Below are 16,261 nucleotides of genomic sequence, written 5' to 3' on the forward strand. Positions count from 1 at the left end.
GACTGACGCGGCACCACACCCGCGTCAAGATTAATTACTAATTTATTTACCGATGCTTCGGCCAGGCCCGGTATGAGGCGGCAGGCCCGTCAGTCCCGGCCCTGGCGGACGAGTCCGCCCACGCCGCGGAACACGGTCAGCACGCCGCCGTCGGACCCGGCGACCGCGCCGAGTTCGCCGTCGAAGGCTCCGCTGGCGAACTTCTCACGCTTCGACCAGTCGCCCCAGCCGCCGGCGCCCGTCGCGTCGTAGGTGCGCTGCCAGAGGGTGTAGTCCCCGGCGCGCGCGTAGAGCCGTACGGTGTCCCCGACGGCGACGAGCGTGGGGCCGCCACTCACGGTCCCGCCCAGTGAGGACCAGTCGGACCAGGTGCCCGCCGCGTCGCGTACCCGGGTCCGGACCGAGTCGTCGGCGGTTCGCACGGCGAGATGCGTGCGTCCCGCGGGATCCGTGACAGCGGCGGGCCGCCCGTACAGAGCCACCCCGCCCGGCCCCTCGAAGGAGGTCCAGCCGGAGGCCGCGCCACGCGTGTGGATCCGTCCGTCCTCGCCCCGCGCGAAGAGCGTCCAGTCGTCCGGGCCCGCGTAGGCGATACCCGGGGCGTCGGCGAGCCGCCCGCCGAGCTTCTGCCAGCGGCCCCAGTGCCCGTCGCGATGGCTCAGCCGGTACGCGGCGTTGTCCGTGCCGCGCACGAAGACGTCGATACGTCCGGGCGAGGTGGAGTACGCGGCGGGCTGTCCGACGATCCGGCCGTCCGTGGGACCACCGAGACGGGTGGTCGCCGGGGACCAGTGGCCGTCCCGGCCGGTCTGCTGCCGCAGCGAACCGTCCCCGCCCCGCGTGAACACGGTCAGCCGGTCACCGTCGCGCACGAGGGCGGGAGTGGCGTCGGTCCGCACCCCGAGCGAGGCGCCGGGCGCGTCGTCCGTGCCGCTCAGCGAGAGGAACGCCGTGCCGTGCGCGGGGACGGTCACGGTGTACGTACCGGAGTGGGTGCCCCGGCCCTCTCCGGCCCGCAGGTCCCGTACGGCGACCTCGCCCGCGAGACCGGCGTCGGCGAACCGTACGGTGCGTTCGGCCGGCCGGTCGGAGCGGTTGAGGAGCACGACCGCACGCCTGCCCGAGCCCTGGAGCACCTTGCTGTAGACGTCACCGGTGGCGTCCGTGGCGACGCGCACCCCCTGGATGGCGAGGGGGTCCTGGTCGACGGCGAGGATCTCCGGGTTGCGCAGGGTGTCGATCATCGACTGCGGCAGCTTGCGCGGGTCGGAGCCGATGACCAGCGGGGAGCCCATCACGGCCCACATGACGAGCTGGGTGGTGGACTCCTCCTCGGTCAGCTCGTACGAACCGTCCGCCAGCTCGCGCATCGGTATGAGGTAGTCGGGGTCGTTGTAGCGGCCGGGCCCCTGCGCCTCGGGGTGCCAGGCGTTGGCGTCCATGTTGCGCAGGACGTTGGGCCACTGACCGGGCGTCGGCGTGCCCCACGCGATGTCGGTACCGGTGCGCCAGGAGTCGCCGGTCGTCGGTCCGTACACGTAGGCGTTGTGCGCGTCCTGCGCCGGGGTGTGCGGGAGCCCCCAGTCGTCGGTGAGCGGGTTGCACAGATTGAGCAGCATGCGACGGCCGGACTTGGCGACGGCGTCGCCGAACTCCTTGAACGCCGGTCCGGGATCGAGCTTCTCGGTGATCCCGCAGAGGAAGTCGACCTTGATGGCGTCGACTTTCCAGCCGGCGAACTGGTCGGCGTCCTCCTGGTAGTGGCCGCGGCTGCCGAGGCCGCAGGTCTTGCCGCCGTCGTAGGTCCCGGCATCCGTGTAGATCCCGGCCTTCAGTCCCCGCTGGTGCAGGTAGGTGACCAGCGCGGGAATGCCGGAGGGGAAGCGGCCCGGATGCGCCGTCAGCCGGCCCGCGCTGTCCCGCGGATCGTCCGCCTGCCAGCCGCCGTCGAGCCACACGATGTCGTAGCCGCTGTCCTTGAGGCCGCTGCTGACCAGATAGTCGGCGACTCCCTTGACCTGGGCCTCCGTCGGAGCGCCGAGGGCGTAGTAGGTGTTCCAGCCCATGTACGGCGTCGGGGCGGGCCCACTGTCGTGGAACCGCGGGGCTCCCGCGGCCACGGGTTCGGCGGCCCGCGCCACGGGTGCCGCCACCGGGACCAGCGCGGCGGCCCCGAGCACGGCGACGGCCCGACGGGCGCGCACCATCCCTGCACGATGCGAAGTCACTTGATACTCCCGAGAGTTGGGGATGACGAGCGCCGCGCTCCCCTGCTCACGGAGGGGCGGCGCACGTCGATGACTGTGCTGCCCCATCCACACCGTGTCAATAATTATTACTAATTAACTGAAAGTTGGCCGCAGGTGGTCCCGCGCCCACACCTCGAAGGTCGTGAGAGGGAGACCGAGCTCCCGCGCGAACTCCGGGAGCGCGGGCTGCGGGAACTCATTGACATGCGCCTGCCCGAAGCCCATGTCGGGCATCCCGGCGGCGGTCGCCTCCTCCGCGGTCATGTCGGGCGCGGTCAGCTCGGCGCCCAGGGCGCGGGAGAGGACCTCGGCGATGTCCGTCATCGTCAGATAGTCACTGGCCAACTCCAGTTCGACACGGTCGAACCGCTCGGGCGCGGCGATGGCCGCGGCGGCCGCCGTGCCGATGTCCTCGACGGCGACGAGCGACAGCCGGGTCGCGGGCTTCAGGAGGCTCACCAGACCGCCCCGGACCCCGCGGGGGAACAGGATTTCCTCGGAAGGGAGGAAGTTCTCCATGAAGAAGCCCGGCTTGATGAGCGTCCAGTGCGTGAAGCCCGCCTCACGGACCCGGTCCTGGATCCCGGCCTTCGCCGCGTAGTAGGGGTCCATCCAGGCCCAGCGGTCCTTGACCCAGCTGGTGTGCTGCCCGGCGCCGGAGACGGACGTGTGCACGAACTGCGGCACTCCCGCGGCCCTCGCGCCCTCGATCAGACGGACGGCCTGGGCGACCTCGCCCTCGAAGGCGCGTCCGTTCATGTCAGGCATCTGGACCGAGAAGACGGCGCGGGCTCCTTCGGCGGCCCTGGTCACGGAGTCGAGGTCGTCGAGGTCGCCGGTGACCAGTTCGGCGCCGAGCGCCTCGACGGCCTTCGCCCGGTCGGTGGCCGGGTCACGGACCAGCGCCCGGACGGGGATGCCCGTGGCGAGCAGGGCGCGGGCGGTGGCGCCGCCCTGCCGGCCGGTGGCGCCGACGACCAGGGCGGGTGCGGTAGGTGACGTCATGGTGGTTCCTCGGGTGGTGAGAGGCAGTCAGGTGCCGTCCGGTCGCGTCGCGGACCTGCGAGGACCGGCCGGACAGGGCTAAGTGGCGAGGCCCGCCACTTACGCTCCGGTACGATACGGAGGACCCCGCCACTTAGCAACCCCGGAGATGACGCCATGACCGTCCAGCGCGCGGACGCCCGGCGCAACTACGCGCGGATCCTCGCCGTGGCCGAGGAGGAGGTCGCCGCGCACGGCGCCGACGCCTCCCTGGAGCAGATCGCCCGCGTCGCGGGGGTCGGATCGGCCACCGTGCGCCGGCACTTCCCCGGCCGGCGCGCACTGCTGGAAGCGGTGTTCGGCGAACGGATCGAGGCTCTGTGCGCCCGCGCCACGGAGCTGGCCGCGGCGGCCGACGCGCGGGCCGCCCTGCTGGAGTGGCTGGGCGGGCTCACCGCCTACGCGGCCTCCGCGCGGGGCATGGCCGACGCGCTGGCCCTGGACGAGACGGACGGTCCGGGCCATGTGAACGCCTGCTCGGCCAAGCTCACCTGGGCGGCCGACCCGCTGCTGCACCGCGCCGCGCGGGCCGGTGCGGTGGCACCGGACGTGACCGCCGCCGACCTGGTCACGCTGGTCACGGGCATCGCCCTGGCCACGGAACACCATCCGGACCCCGCCGCCGAGGCACAGCGGCTGCTCACTCTGACCATGGAGGGAGTCAGCCCCCGGAGGTGAGACCGCAGGCGCGGGAGACGCGTGCCGCGCGACAGCGCACCTGCTCCCCGGCGGAAGACCGGCACCGCCACGGGAAGCCGGGACGGTCAACGCTCTCCAGGTTCATTTCCAGCCACCACCCCTGATTTAGGGCCGATTTTCAGCTGTCACTTAGGTTAGGCTAACCTCTGTCGGGTGATCGTGACTCCATCCGGCCGACCGGACACCCCTCGGCCTCACCACACCCTGGCCGGCCCCCCAGGCGCGTCCGCGAGGAGCGCCGGACTTCCGTCCGGCCTCGCCGCCACGGGAATCACGGTCGCCTACGACGGCGTGGACGTCGTGCACGAGGCGGACCTCCGTCTTCCGAGAGGGCGGGTCACCGCGCTCATCGGCCCGAACGGCAGCGGAAAATCAACCCTGTTGCGGGCTGTCGCCCGCCTGCACCGGGCTCGTACCGGCAGCGTGACCGTACCGGCCGAGGACGCCGAGGCCCCCGGGCCGGTCGACGCCCTCGCCCTCTCCCGTACGGACTTCGCCCGGCGCGTCACCCTGCTCGCGCAGAGCCGCACCACCCCGGCCGGTCTCAGCGTCCGCGAGGTGGTCGGCTTCGGCCGGCACCCGTACCGCGGCCGGCTGAGAGGGAGCGACCCGGACGGCGCGCGGCTCGTCGAACACGCCCTGGCCGTCACGAACATCGCGGGACTCGCCGACCGCGGCGTCGAGAGCCTCTCCGGAGGCCAGCTCCAACGCGTCTGGTTCGCCTGCTGCCTGGCGCAGGACACCGAGGTGCTGCTCCTCGACGAACCGACGACCTATCTCGACCTGCGCTACCAGGTGGAGATCCTGGACCTCGTGCGGGATCTCGCCGACACCCACGGCGTGACCATCGGCGTCGTGCTGCACGACCTGGATCAGGCCGCCGCGGTGGCGGACCAGGTCGTCCTGCTGTCCTCGGGCCGCGTCGCCGCCGCAGGGACGCCCGCCCAGGTGTACGACCCCCACCTGCTCACCGACACCTACGGCATCCGTATCGAGGTCGAATCCGACCCTGCCACTGGCACCCCCCGCACCCGTGCGGTGGGACGGCACCACCTTCGGCTCGAAAGGCCCTGAAACACCTCATGACGACCAAGCACTGGGCATGGCCCGTGATCGTCGGGACCGCCGCGATCACCCTCGTCGGCTGCGGCACCTCCGAGGCGCCCGCGGAGGACTCCGCCTCGGGTTCCGCACTGACCATCACCGACGCACGCGGCAAGAAGGTGACGCTCGACGGGCCCGCCAAGCGTGTCGTCGGCACCGAATGGAACGTCGTCGAATCGCTCGTCACGCTGGGCGTCGACCCGGTCGGCGTCGCCGACGTGAAGGGCTACACGGCATACGACACCGCCGCTCCGCTGACCGGCGACGTCAAGGACATCGGTACGCGCGGCGAGCCCAGCGTGGACACGGTCGCCGCTCTCGAGCCCGATCTCATCGTCGCGACGGACGACCTGCCGGCCTCCGCCGTCACGCAACTCTCCAAGGTGGCCCCACTCATCGTGGTACGGGCGGCTGACGCGGGCCGGCAGATCGAGCAGATGACCGACAACGTGAACCTCATCGCCAGGGCCACCGGAACCGAGGACAGGGCCAGGACCGAGATCGCCGCCTTCCGCGAGAAGATCGCCCAGGGGAAGAAGAAGCTCGCGGCCGCCGGCCTCGACGGCGAGAAGGTCGCCTTCGCCGACGGCTGGCAGGAAGGCAGCCAGGTCTCGGTGCGCCCCTACGTGAAGGGCTCGCTCATCACCGACATCAACACCGAACTCGGCCTCGTCAGCCCCTGGACCATGAAGGGCGACAAGGGCTACGGCCTGGCGGCGACGGACGTGGAGGGCCTGACGAAGATCGGCGACGCCCAGTTCGTGTACATCGCCAACACCGCCGACAACGGGGACCCGTTCGCCGAAGGGCTCAAGGACAACGCGGTGTGGAAGTCGCTGCCCTTCGTCAAGAAGGACAACGTCCACCGGCTCCCGGACGGCATCTGGATGTTCGGTGGCACGGCGTCGATGTCGCAGTACGTCGACGCGCTCGTGGACGCACTGGCCCCGTGAGCGTGAGCACCCGCACGACGAAGGCCGCGGGCGCCTCTCCGGCCGCCCCGGCGGAGGACACACCGCCGGTCCCGACGGACGCGGCACCCTCCGCCGGGGCAGGCGGGCCGGCACACCGCGGCTCTCCCGCGCTTCTCGCGCTCGGGGCGCTGCTCGTGCTGGCCGTACTCGCGGTCGTGCACATCGGCCAGGGCACGGCGGCCGTCGGACCGCACGCCCTCTGGCGCGCCTTCAGCACCCTGTGGGCCGGCGGCGACGGTTCGGCCCAGGCGGACGCCGTGCTGGTGGCCTCGCGGCTGCCACGGCTCGCCGCCGGGCTGGTGGTCGGCTGCACACTGGGCGCGGCCGGAGCCGTATTGCAGTCGGTGTCGCGCAATGTCCTGGCCTCGCCCGACACACTCGCCGTCAACGCCGGCGCCTATCTCGCGGTCGTCGCCGTCGCCGCGTTCGGCATCACCCTGCCCGCCTTCCCGGCCGGCGGCACGGCCCTGGCCGGCGGGCTGCTCGCCGCCGTCCTCGTGCTGGGCCTCGCCCGTGCCGGGGCGGGCCCCACCCGGCTCGTCCTGGCGGGCTCGGCACTCACCCTCGGGCTCGGCGGACTGAGCCAGATGCTCCTCCTTCTGCGCGCCCAGCAGACCACCGGCCTCTACGCGTGGGGCAACGGCTCCCTCGCCCAGACCGGCATGCAGACGATCGACCGGCTCGCCCCGGTCGCGCTCGTGGCACTGACCGGGCTGGTCATGCTCGGCAGGCGGCTGGACATCCTCGGACTCGGTGACGACGAAGCCCAGGTGGTGGGGGTGAGCCCCCGTCTCACCCGGGCCGTCGCCGTCGTCCTGTCCGTGGTCCTCGCCGCCGTCTCCGTGACCGTCGCCGGGCCCATCGGCTTCGTCGGGCTGTGCGCGCCCGCGATCGTCCGGCTGGCCGGTTCCCGGATGCCCGCGCTCCTGCGCCACCGCGCGTTCATCCCCGCCTCGGCGCTGGCGGGCGTACTCGTCGTGCTCGGCGCCGATGTCCTGCTGCGTGCCCTCTTCGGGGCCCAGGCGGGCGCGGCCGTACCGACCGGCATCGTGACCAGCTTCTTCGGCGCCGTGGTTCTCGTCGCTCTCGCCCACCGGTCCCGGGACGGGGGCTCCACCGGCCCCGAGGCGGCCTTCGCCCGGCTGCGGAGCCGCCGGGCCTTCGTGCTCACCCTCTCGGTGGTGACCGCCGCTCTGGTCGTCGCGGTCGTCGCGGCGACTCTCCTCGGCGACGCCCCGCTGTTGCTCGGCGATGTGGCGAACTGGCTCACGGGCAGATCCGGACAGTTCGTCACCTACGTGCTCGACACCCGGATGCCGCGCGTCACCGCGGCGCTGCTCTCGGGTGCCGCGCTCGCGACGGCGGGCACGGTCGTCCAGGCGGTCTCGCGCAATCCGCTCGCGGAACCGGGCATCCTCGGGGTCGTCGGAGGAGCGGGGGTCGGCGCCGTCATCACCCTGACGGCCGTCCCGCTCGCGAGCTTCTGGCTGATCGGCGGATCCGCGCTCGCCGGGGCCGCGGCGGCCACCGCGCTGGTCTTCGGACTCGCGGCACGGCACGGACTGGAGCAGAACCGGCTGGTGCTGATCGGTATCGGTGTCTCCGCGGGCGCGGCGGCGCTGGTCAGTCTGCTGATCGTGCTGACCGATCCGCACAACGGGACGAAAGCGCTCGTGTGGCTGTCCGGCTCGACCTACGGGCGTACGTTCCCGGAGGTCCTCCCGGTGCTCGCCGCTCTCGCCGTGTCCCTGCCGGTACTCGCCGCGATGCGCCGCAACCTCGATCTCATCGGTCTGGACGGCGACACACCACGACTGCTCGGGATCCGCCTCGGCGGCACGCGTCTGGCGCTGCTCGGCGTCGCGGTGGTGCTCACCGCCGCGTCGGTGGCGGCGGTCGGGGTCATCGGCTTCGTCGGGCTCGTGGCACCGCATGCGGCGCGCGCCCTGGTGGGCCGGCGTCATGGCCGGGTGCTCCCGGTGGCCGCGCTGGCGGGCGCCCTGCTGGTGGTGGTCGCCGATCTGCTCGGCCGTACGGTCATCGCGCCCGCTCAGATCCCCGTCGGAGTCGTCACCGCGGTGATCGGTGCCCCCTACTTCGGCTGGCTGCTGTGGCGGTCGAAGGCCGCCGGATAGCGGGGAGCGCGGGGTACCGCGTCACGCCGGGGCCGGCCCGGCGGCCCGCTCCCATGTCTCCGGCGACCACACGCCCGAGCGGCGGAGCGCCGCCGGACAGTGGCGGAAGATCTCGTCGATCTCGACGACCAGGGCGAGGTCCGGACGCCGGCCCCTGACCGTCATCGCGTCGAAGAACGGGGCGTCCCTGAGGACGCGGGCGCGGCCGTTGACGCGCAGCACGTCCATCACGCCGGGTATCAGATAGAGCAGTCCCACATGCGGGTTGGACAGCACGTTGTGGAAGCTGTCGCCGCGCCGGTTACCCGGGCGGTCGGGCAGGGCGAGGGTGGACGCGTCGAGGACGTGGGTGAACCCCGGGCCGTCGCCGCGCGGGGAGACATCGCAGTTCCCCGACGCGTCCGCGGTGGACAGGGCGCAGAAGGGGGAGCGTGCCAGCAGGTCCAGGTCCTCCGCGGTGAGCCGGTCGTGCACCTTGTCGATGACGATGGGGTGGGGCAGGCCGAGGATGTCGCGCAACTCGTCGGCCGACCGCACGGGTACGGCTCCGGCGAGGAGATCCCGGGCGGTGGGGCGGGCGCCCGGCGAGGCGTTCGACAAGGGGTGCTCCGTACCGTGAGGGGCTGCCGCAGCGGGACGCTGACCAGGCACTCTTAGGGTTACCTTACTTGCCGTCTCGGCATGTTCCCCGTCCGGGGCCATGGAGCACGGACGGAGGGGACGAGAGCCGCGCACCGCCCGTCACCGGAGGGCGAGTTGACCGAACACGATGCAAGTTAGGCTAGGCTTAGCTAAGTTCATTCGGTGGGGCGTCCACGTCACCCGGGGAGGGACAGTCATGGGCCTGCCGGCCATCGCGTCGTATCCGATGCCCGACCGTTCCGCGCTCCCCGCGTCGTGTGCCCCATGGGACATCGATCCCGGCCGGGCGGCACTGCTCGTGCACGACATGCAGAACCATTTCGTAGGGACGTTTCCGGCCTTCGTGCCCCCGGTCACCGACATGGTCCGCAACATCGCCGCTCTGCGCGAGCTCGCCCGGACACTCGGCATGCCGGTGGTGTTCACCGCCGAGCCGGCCGCCCAACCGCCCGGCCGGCGCGGGCTCATGGGGGACGTCTGGGGTCCCGGGATCGGCGACGAGCCCGATGCCGCGGCGATCATCGCCCCGCTGGCCCCACGACGGGGCGAACATCTGGTGACGAACGTCCGCCACAACGCCTTTCTCCGGAGCCATCTGGGCAGACTGCTGCGTCTGGAGAACCGCGATCAGCTGATCATCTGCGGTGTGCACGCGCACCTCGGGGTTCTCCTGACAGCCGCCGACGCCTTCATGAACGACATTCAGCCCTTCGTCGTCGCGGACGCCGTGGCCGACGTCTCCGCGGAGGACCACACCATGGCGCTGCGGTGGGCGGCCAGGTGCGGCGTGGTCCGCACGACGGACGCGCTGCTGCGCGACCTGCTTCTCCACAAGTCGACACGGATCACATGAGAACCCTCGCCCCCATCCACCAGCTCCTCCCCACGCGGAAAGACGGAACGAAGACGCGGATGAGATCACTCCCTTTCAGCCGGCCCGAGACCGCCGCCGGCCTGGTCACAGCGGATCCACCGTGGCTCAAGGACCTCCGGGGCCGCACCGTGGTCATCAAATTCGGCGGTAACGCCATGGTGGACACCGCGCTTCACCGGACGTTCGCGCAGGACGTCGTGGAGCTGCGGCGCGCGGGGCTGTGCCCGGTCGTCGTACACGGCGGCGGACCCCAGATCAGCGCGATGCTCGACCGCCTCGGTCTGGAGGTCCGTTTCGAGGCGGGGCTGCGAGTGACCACGCCCGAGACCATGGACGTGGCCCGCATGGTCCTGACCGGCCGGGTCCAGCGGGATCTGGTCGGCGCCCTCAACGCCCATGGCCCCTACGCCGTGGGCATGTCGGGCGAGGACGCGCACACCATGACCGCCGTACGGCGCCCGGCGCGGGTGGACGGACGCACGGTCGACATCGGCCTCGTCGGAGAGGTGGTGTCCGTGGACCCCGGCACCCTGCGCACACTGCTCGAGGCGGGCCGCATCCCCGTCGTCTCCCCCATCGCCCGGGGCACGGACGGGGAGGTCTACAACATCAACGCCGATCTCGCGGCGTCGGCGCTCGCCGCCGCGCTCGGAGCTGAGCGACTGGTGGTACTGACCGATGTCGAGGGACTGTACGCGGACTGGCCGCACAGCACCGAGGTGATCGGCCGGCTCACCGCCGGTGAACTGGACGCGCTGCTCCCGGGGCTCGCGAGCGGCATGCTCCCGAAGATGGAGGGATGCCTGCGGGCGGTACGTGCCGGGGTCCGCAGAGCCCATGTACTGGACGGCCGGGTGCCGCACGCACTGCTGCGCGGTGTCTTCTCCGAGGAGGGCACGGGCACGACGGTCGTCCCGGACGCGGAGGTCCAGGTGTAGGTCCGCGGGACCGGCGGGGAGGGCTCGGGCCATCCGGCCCGGACCCTCCCCGCCGTTGTGCCGCCCCCGCGCCGGGGCGTGGTCACAGGACGCGGGCGAGGACCGTGGCGCCGCGCCGCGGATCCAGCGAACGCGCCCAGGTCTCCGGGGCAAGACGAGGGGAGACCGGGGCGAAGCCGTGGTGGAGGAAGAGACGGCCGCTTCCGGTCGTCGCGGTGAACAGCGCGTCGAGCGCCCGCGAACCCCCCTCGGCGAGGGCGGCGGTCAGGAGCTGTGCCCCCAGGCCACTGCCCTGACTGCCGTGCGCGACACAGAAGTTGTACAGAACGCCGCTCACCCGCCCGTCGCGCGTCGGTTCCGGGTGGACACGGAGCGCCAGGCAGCCCGCCAACGACCCGTCAGGCGCCTCGGCCACCAGGAAATCCGTGGCGTGCCAGGCGTAGACCTGGGACGGCCTGGCACGCAGTGCGCCCGAGCGGACGAACGGCTCGGAGAGAGCGGCGAGCGCCGCGGCGTCCCGGGGGCGGGCGGGACGCACCGAACAGACAGATGGAGAGGGCGGGGATATCGGGTGGGGCGTGTCGGACAGCTGCGGTGCGGGGCGCGGCCTGGCCGTGATCAAGGCGTTCCTTCCTCGGCTTCACCGCGTGAGGCCCCCATGTGGTGCGCGGGCCCGCGTCAGTGAAGCACAGTCAAGCTAAGGTTAGCCTTACCTAAGCTCACGGCCAAGTCGCGGCCGACGCGCTCACCGTGTCCGTGCCTCCGTCGCCTCGCGTCCGTCGACGAAGGTCGCGACGACCTCGATGCCGCCGATCCTGGAGGGCTCGACGCGACGCGGATCGTCGCCCAGGACGACGAAGTCGGCGCGCTTGCCGGGCGTGAGGCTGCCGGCGCTGTCGTCCCACCGCGAGGCGTACGCCCCGGCGACCGTGTAGGCGTGCAGCGCCTCGTCGACGGTGATCGCCTCGTCGGGCCCGATGAGCCGCCCCGAGAGCGAGGCACGCTCGACCATGAACTGAATGGCCTTCAGCGGTGATCCGTCGGTGACGGGCCGGTCGGAGCTGCCGACGAGCGTGATGCCGTGGTCGAGGAAGGCCCGGCCGCGATACATCCAGGGCGCACGCTCCGCGCCCATGACCGTCGCGTAGTCGTCGCCGAAGTGGCGCAGGAAGTTGGGCTGGATCACGGCGCTGAGTCCGAGCCGGGCGAAGCGGGGCAGTTGGTCGGGCCGTATGAGCCCGGCGTGCTCGACCCGGTGGCGCGCGTCGGTGCGGGGCCGCAGCGTCCGGGCCCGCTCCAGGGCGTCCAGGGCGAGGTCCGCGGCCCGGTCGCCGATCGCGTGGACGGCGAGCTGCCAGCCCGCCAGGTGGCCGTCGACGATGAGGGAGGTGAGGCGCTCCGGGTCGTCCTGGAGCTGGCCCGTGTGTGTCGTCCCCTCGTACGGCGCCGTGAGGGCGGCCGTACGGGCCATCATGCCGCCGTCGGTGTAGATCTTGAGAGCGCCGATGGACAGCCAGTCGTCGCCGAACCCCGTGCGCAGGCCGAGGTCGAGCGCGCGCGGGATGCCGTCGTGCTCGTGCGCGTCGATCGGCCGCAGCGTGTCGGCGCCCGGCATGAGCTGGATCCGCAGGGGCAGCCGGCCCTGGTCGCGCAGGAGTTGGTAGGCGCCGAGCTCGACGGGGCTGTGCCCCAGCAGGCCGGCGCCGATGCCGGCCTCGGCGCAGCCCGTGATGCCTTCGGCGAGACAGGCGCGCGCGGCGTACTCGATGGCGTCGGCGAGCTCCCGCTGGGAGTACGGCAGGCGCAGGCGCCGTACGGCGCTCATCGCGCCTTCCACCAGAACGCCGTTGTCATGGGGGACTTCGGCGGGCAGCAGATCGAGCACGGCGCTGTTGACCACGCAGGCGTGGCCGGAGTCGTGCATCACGAACACCCGCCGGCCGTGGCTGACCCGGTCGAGATCCGCCGCGGTCAGGTGCCGTCCGAGGGCTCGTTGGTCGTATCCGCCGAGGTGCACCCACTCACCGGGGGTGTGCTCGCGGGAGACGGCCTCCTCCACGACGGCGAGGACGTCCTCGACGCGTGCGAGGCCGGCGATGCTCGGGGAGCTGGCCTTGAGCCCCGTCCACGCCAGGTGGACATGGCTGTCGATGAACCCCGGCAGGACGGTGGCGCCCTGGAGGTCGATCACCTCACGGGCGGGCAGTGAGCTGACGGCCTCGTCCAGGCCCGCGATCCGCCCCCGCCAGATGCCCAGGTCGTGAGCGACCGGATGCTCCGGATCCATCGTGAGGATGTGCGCGTTCGTCAGCCTCGTACAGAGCATCATGGGCGGTCCGTCCGTCCTCAGGAGGTTTCGGCGAGCACGGAGTCGGTGGCCGGGTCCGGGACGACGGCCGCGCCGCCGTCCTCCGGCACGTACCGCCTGGGGGCGGCCGGAACCATCAGCGGGGTGCCGGTCTCGGGGTCGGCGATGATGCGGCAGGGCAGGCCGAACACGTCCTCGACCAGCTCGGCGGTCATGACGGTGGCGGGGTCTCCCTCGGCGGCGATGACCCCGCCCGGCCGCATCACGATGAGGTGAGTGGCGTAGCGGCACGCCTGGTTGAGGTCGTGCAGGACCGCGACGACGGTGTGGCCCTTGCGGGCGTGGAGCTCGGCGCACAGGTCGAGCACCTCGACCTGGTGGGCGATGTCGAGGAAGGTGGTGGGTTCGTCCAGCAGAAGGATGGAGGTCTGCTGGGCCAGCACCATGGACAGCCAGACGCGCTGCCGCTGTCCGCCGGAGAGGTCGTCCACGGGCCGGTCGGCGAGTTCGAGTACGCCGGTCTGCCGCATCGCCTCGGTGACGGCCTCCTCGTCCTCGACGGACCACTGCTTCAGCAGCCGCTGGTGCGGGTACCGGCCGCGGGCCACGAGATCGCCGGCCGTGATCCCGCCCGGCGCGCTGGAGGACTGCGGGAGCAGGCCGAGGCGGCGGGCGACCTCGCGGGAGCGGTACGAGGCGATGGCGGCGCCGTCGAGATAAACCTGCCCGGCCTTGGGCTTGAGCATCCGCGCCAGCGCCGTGAGCAGTGTCGACTTGCCGCAGGCGTTGGGCCCGATGATCACCGTGAAGGAGTGGTCGGGGATGTCGACGCTCAGGGACGTGGCGACCGTCCGCTGGTCGTAGGAGAGCGTGAGGTCCTCGGCGCGCAGCCGGGGCCGCGGGGAGTTCGTTGCAGTCATGCGCGGCTCTTTCGCGACTCGGTGATCAGCAGCCAGATGAGGTAGAGCCCGCCGATGGCGCCGGTCGCCGTGCCCACCGGAAGGAGCGCGGGTGCGAAGACCCGCTGCACGACGAGGTCGCTCAGGGCGAGCAGGAAGGCGCCCATGAGGGCGGACGGCAGCAGCGCGGGCCCGGACGACCCGGTGAGTCTGCGGACCACCTGGGGCGCGGCCAGGGCGATGAACCAGATGGGGCCGGTGACGGCGGTGGCGAACGCGGCGAGGGCGACGCTGATGACGAGGAGGACCGTGCGGGTGCGCCGCACGTCGACGCCGAGCGCCATGGCGGTGGTGTCGCCCATCTCCACCATGGTGAGACGGCGGGAGAGCAGGAAGGCGGGCGGCAGCAGCACGGCGAGGGCGAGCCCGATGGCGTTCGCGTGCGTCCACAGCCGGTTCCCCAGACTGCCGATCAGCCAGGCCTGGGCCTCCAGCGCCTCCTGGAAGGTCGCCCGGGTGACCAGGTACGAGTTGACGGCGAGCAGCAGGGCGCTGACGCCGATGCCGATGACGACCAGCCGGAACCCCTGCAGACCCCGGCCGACCATGAGGAGGTTGACGGCGAGCGCCGTGGCGAGACCGCCGATCAGCGCGCCGAACGCGATCTGGGTCATGCTGCCGTGCAGCACGATGATGACGACGAGCGCGCCCACGGCGGAGCCGTTGGTGAAGCCGATGATGTCGGGGCTGCCGAGGGAGTTGCGGGTGAGACTCTGGAGGATCGCCCCGCTCACCGCGAGGGCCGCGCCGACGAACACCGCGGTCAGGATGCGCGGCATGCGCAGGGTGTTGACGACGAAGCCCGCGGCGTCGGATCCGCTTCCGGTCAGGGCCTGGAGGACCTCTGTGACGGAGAGCGGGAAGTCGCCGGTGGTCAGGGTGACCCCCATGACGGCGATCAGCGCGAGGAGCAGCAGGGCGGTCACGGCGACCACACGGCCCTGGACGCGCAGCGAGACGCCGCCCGCTCCGGTGCGCAGGACCCGGCCGCTGACGACGCGGGGGGCGGGGGTGTCGGCGGATCCGGGCACGGAGGTTTCCGCCTCCTCCACGGCACTCACAGCATGACCAGCTTTCGACGGCGGCACAGCGCGATGAACAGGGGCGCGCCGATGAACGCGGTGACGATGCCGACCTGCACCTCGCCCGGGGCGCCGAGCACACGGCCCAGCACGTCCGAGCCGATGAGCAGGACCGGTGCGAGCAGCATCGAGTACGCGAGCACCCAGCGCTGGTCGGTTCCGGAGAGGAACCGGGCGACATGCGGAACGGCCAGGCCCACGAAGCTGATCGGTCCCACGGCGGCGGTGGCGGCGCCGCACAGCAGCATCACGGCGACCGCCGCCAGCACGCGGGTGCGGCCGACGTTCACGCCCAGGGCACGCCCCAACTGGTCGCCCATCGCGAGGGCGTTGAGGGACGGGGCCAGGAGGAAGGCGACGATCGTACCGGTGGCGACGAACGGCAGGACGAGGAACACGATGTCGTAGTACCGGCCCGCGAGAGAGCCCACCGTCCAGAAGCGGAACTGGTCGAACGCCTCCGGGTCGAAGAGCAGCACGCCCCAGTTGAAGGCGTACAGCACGGCGGTCACCGCCGCTCCCGCGACGACGAGCCGGTCGGGGGTGGCCAGTTTCCGTCCGGAGGAGCCGAGGAGATGCACGCCCACGGACGCCACGGCCGCCCCGGCGAGGGCGAACCACACATAGCCGAGCGGCGCGGCCACGCCCATGAACGCGATGGCCACGACGACGCCCGCGGAGGCGCCCAGGTTCACTCCGAGGAGTCCCGGGTCGGCGAGCGGGTTGCGTGTCAGGGCCTGCATCAGGGCGCCGGACAGTCCGAGGGCCACTCCGACGACGACGCCGAGGAGGGTGCGGGGGATGCGGTAGTCGTGGACGATGACGGAGGCTTCCGATCCGTCAGGGCTCCACAGCAGGCCCCATGTCGACGCGAACGGAATCCCTCTGGTGCCCACCCAGACGCTGATCAGCGAGACCAGGACGAGCGCGCCGAGCGTCACGAGCAGCCCGAGCCCGCGCAGGGCCACCGTGGCCGGACGTGCCGCGGGCACGACGGGACCACCGGTCTCGCTTCCGGACGCCGCCCGGACTTCGACAGACAAGGACCACTCCCCTGGCGGCGCTTTCGAGCCCCACGCAGCGCGCGAAGCGTTGAACATGGGGGTGCCGCAAGCGATATGACGTACGAACGATGAAACTTAGGTGAGCCTAACCGTACGGCCGTGACGGGGTCAACGCGACGGCTCCGCCTGCGCCGATACCCGCCCCCGTGGACCATCGCCGGTCCCGGACGCACACCCTTGGCCCGGCCT

14 protein-coding genes are annotated in these 16,261 nt (G+C 72.1%); 6 read left to right on the forward strand and 8 right to left on the reverse strand.

Annotated elements, in window-relative coordinates; translation table 11 throughout:
* Positions 1–89: 89 nt before the first annotated feature.
* Both ACIOGX_RS01575 and ACIOGX_RS01580 read right to left on the reverse strand, forming a co-directional pair.
* Positions 90–2,207, reverse strand: coding sequence for a glycoside hydrolase family 27 protein (locus ACIOGX_RS01575; protein ID WP_401909283.1), 2,118 nt, complete (start codon positions 2,205–2,207; stop codon positions 90–92).
* A 135-nt stretch (positions 2,208–2,342) separates the two neighbouring features.
* The gene (locus ACIOGX_RS01580) at positions 2,343–3,254 is read right to left on the reverse strand and encodes an NmrA family NAD(P)-binding protein (protein ID WP_401909286.1); all 912 of its coding nucleotides are present in this window, start codon (positions 3,252–3,254) and stop codon (positions 2,343–2,345) included.
* Between the two features lie 156 nt (positions 3,255–3,410).
* Between ACIOGX_RS01580 and ACIOGX_RS01585 the strand changes: the two genes are divergently transcribed.
* The 4 genes from ACIOGX_RS01585 to ACIOGX_RS01600 all read left to right on the forward strand — a co-directional run bounded on the left by ACIOGX_RS01585 (position 3,411) and on the right by ACIOGX_RS01600 (position 8,205).
* A complete protein-coding gene (locus ACIOGX_RS01585) occupies positions 3,411–3,971 on the forward strand; it encodes a TetR/AcrR family transcriptional regulator (protein ID WP_401758745.1) in 561 nt (186 codons plus the stop codon).
* A 291-nt stretch (positions 3,972–4,262) separates the two neighbouring features.
* Entirely contained in the window at positions 4,263–5,066 is an 804-nt protein-coding gene (locus tag ACIOGX_RS01590) for an ABC transporter ATP-binding protein (protein ID WP_401760146.1), read from the forward strand.
* Between the two features lie 8 nt (positions 5,067–5,074).
* Complete coding sequence (locus ACIOGX_RS01595; protein WP_356513266.1) at positions 5,075–6,049, forward strand: iron-siderophore ABC transporter substrate-binding protein; 975 nt, start codon at positions 5,075–5,077, stop codon at positions 6,047–6,049.
* 2 nt (positions 6,050–6,051) lie between these two features.
* Positions 6,052–8,205 (forward strand): iron ABC transporter permease, encoded by a 2,154-nt coding sequence (locus ACIOGX_RS01600; protein WP_401910497.1) that lies wholly within the window; start codon positions 6,052–6,054, stop codon positions 8,203–8,205.
* A 21-nt stretch (positions 8,206–8,226) separates the two neighbouring features.
* Here ACIOGX_RS01600 and ACIOGX_RS01605 read toward each other — a convergent pair whose 3' ends face one another.
* Positions 8,227–8,805, reverse strand: a complete 579-nt coding sequence (locus tag ACIOGX_RS01605; protein ID WP_401909290.1) for an MSMEG_1061 family FMN-dependent PPOX-type flavoprotein — start codon at positions 8,803–8,805, stop codon at positions 8,227–8,229.
* Between the two features lie 238 nt (positions 8,806–9,043).
* On the opposite strand from ACIOGX_RS01605, the gene ACIOGX_RS01610 reads away from it, so the two are divergent.
* Together ACIOGX_RS01610 and argB are read left to right on the forward strand one after the other, a co-directional pair.
* Complete coding sequence (locus ACIOGX_RS01610; RefSeq protein WP_356513270.1) at positions 9,044–9,700, forward strand: isochorismatase family protein; 657 nt, start codon at positions 9,044–9,046, stop codon at positions 9,698–9,700.
* Between the two features lie 59 nt (positions 9,701–9,759).
* Complete coding sequence (gene argB, locus ACIOGX_RS01615) at positions 9,760–10,659, forward strand: acetylglutamate kinase (RefSeq protein ID WP_401909293.1); 900 nt, start codon at positions 9,760–9,762, stop codon at positions 10,657–10,659.
* A gap of 82 nt (positions 10,660–10,741) precedes the next feature.
* Here the strand turns inward: argB and ACIOGX_RS01620 are convergent, their stop codons facing one another.
* From ACIOGX_RS01620 to ACIOGX_RS01640, 5 genes are all read right to left on the reverse strand, one after another.
* A complete protein-coding gene (locus ACIOGX_RS01620) occupies positions 10,742–11,197 on the reverse strand; it encodes a GNAT family N-acetyltransferase (protein ID WP_356518767.1) in 456 nt (151 codons plus the stop codon).
* Positions 11,198–11,404: 207 nt separating this feature from the next.
* Positions 11,405–12,985: an amidohydrolase gene (locus ACIOGX_RS01625; RefSeq protein ID WP_401910500.1), complete on the reverse strand. Its 1,581-nt coding sequence runs from the start codon at positions 12,983–12,985 to the stop codon at positions 11,405–11,407.
* 20 nt (positions 12,986–13,005) lie between these two features.
* Positions 13,006–13,887, reverse strand: coding sequence for an ABC transporter ATP-binding protein (locus tag ACIOGX_RS01630; RefSeq protein WP_356518768.1), 882 nt, complete (start codon positions 13,885–13,887; stop codon positions 13,006–13,008).
* Positions 13,884–14,987, reverse strand: a complete 1,104-nt coding sequence (locus tag ACIOGX_RS01635) for a FecCD family ABC transporter permease (RefSeq protein WP_401909296.1) — start codon at positions 14,985–14,987, stop codon at positions 13,884–13,886. The genes ACIOGX_RS01630 and ACIOGX_RS01635 overlap by 4 nt, the downstream gene beginning before the upstream one ends.
* Positions 14,984–16,051: a FecCD family ABC transporter permease gene (locus tag ACIOGX_RS01640; protein ID WP_401909299.1), complete on the reverse strand. Its 1,068-nt coding sequence runs from the start codon at positions 16,049–16,051 to the stop codon at positions 14,984–14,986. The genes ACIOGX_RS01635 and ACIOGX_RS01640 overlap by 4 nt, the downstream gene beginning before the upstream one ends.
* Between the last annotated feature and the right edge of the window lie 210 nt (positions 16,052–16,261).

Origin of the sequence: Streptomyces sp. NPDC088147 (assembly GCF_044741565.1) — a bacterium.
GTDB lineage: Bacteria > Actinomycetota > Actinomycetes > Streptomycetales > Streptomycetaceae > Streptomyces.